This window comes from Pseudomonas sp. NPDC089392 (genome assembly GCF_044749595.1).
Classification (GTDB): Bacteria; Pseudomonadota; Gammaproteobacteria; order Pseudomonadales; family Pseudomonadaceae; genus Aquipseudomonas.
In genome coordinates this window covers 1-1,183 of sequence record NZ_JBIVIF010000103.1, presented here as the reverse complement: position 1 = coordinate 1,183, position 1,183 = coordinate 1, and the positions used below count along the sequence as shown (strand labels likewise).

General features: G+C 53.3%; 1 protein-coding gene. It reads left to right on the top strand.

All coding sequences use genetic code 11. From position 1 onward, the window contains the following. The first annotated feature begins 209 nt into the window (after nt 1-209). On the top strand, nt 210-1,163 hold the full coding sequence (locus ACIP1G_RS31975) for an IS110 family transposase (RefSeq protein WP_400744646.1): 954 nt from the start codon (nt 210-212) through the stop codon (nt 1,161-1,163). Nucleotides 1,164-1,183 lie beyond the last annotated feature (20 nt).

Below are 1,183 nucleotides of genomic sequence, written 5' to 3'. Positions count from 1 at the left end.
CCGCTTGTATGGTGATACTTGAAGGGGTGGTGGGACGAAAAAGCCGATTCTGACTGTTCACAGCAGTACAGACCGTGGGAGACATCGCCCCACCCCTTCCACCAAAGCGCCGATAAAGAATGCATCGTTTGCAAGCGACGATAGAAGCAAGCCAGCGCCTCTTGGTGAATCCCCTTCAAGCTGAAAAACCATAACGTGAGGAGTCACCTATGGCAATGCAGGCAGGCAAGTTGATTGTGGGTGCGGATGTCGCAAAAGCTGAGCTGGTTATCCATCACGATGAGCGCGATGAGATCGTCAGGCTGAAAAATTCCAAACTCGAAATCAGGAAATGGCTTAAGCAGCAACCACTCAACACAGCTATCGCTGTTGAGGCGACTAATGTCTATCACCTGGACTTAGTTGAGTTGGCTCATCGCCAGGGCTTCGAGGTTTATGTCATCGATGGTTTTCAACTGAGCAACTACCGGAAAAGTGTTGGAGGTCGGGTGAAAACCGACCCGTCCGACGCTCGGTTGCTGTCCCGCTTTCTGAAAAACGAAGGTGAGGATCTTCGCCCCTGGGGCCCGCCGCCCGCTGTCTACGGCAAGCTTCAGAGCCTTCTTCGGCGCAGAGCCGCCCTGGTGAGTGCCCGCACTGCAATGACCCAGAGCTGGGCTAATGAAGGCCTCCTGAAAACCGCGTTCAATACTTTTGTGAGATCGATAGATCGGCTGGATCAGTTGATCCAAAAGAAGATTAAAGACGTGCTGCGAGAGGCCGGCTTGCACGAGCAAGTCGCTCGCTGCCAGGCAGTAGAGGGTATTGGTTTTCTCACCGCCACAGCTCTGGTAATGGCTTTTACGAGGGGTGAGTTCAAGAGCAGTGATTCGTACATCGCCTTCTTGGGAATGGATCTACGTGTCAGCGATTCCGGGCAGAAGAACGGACGGCGTTGTCTTACAAAACGAGGTTGCTCAGAGATCCGTCGCTTGTTGCACAATGCAGCGATGGCAGCCAGCAAGTCGCCCGCATGGAAAGGGGACTACAAACGGCACCTGAACAACGGAAAAGCAACGACCCAGGCGTTGGTAATCCTCGCCAGGAAGCTAGCAAGGGTGGCATTCGCCCTGATGAAAAATCAGGACGAATACACCACCAAAGGCATCAAACCGGCTTGCTGAAAACCATAGAATCTCCCACA

What these genes read in the sequence shown, in the direction of transcription:
- ACIP1G_RS31975 (WP_400744646.1), top strand. Translation starts at nt 210, where the DNA reads ATGGCAATGCAGGCAGGCAAGTTGATTGTGGGTGCGGATGTCGCAAAA.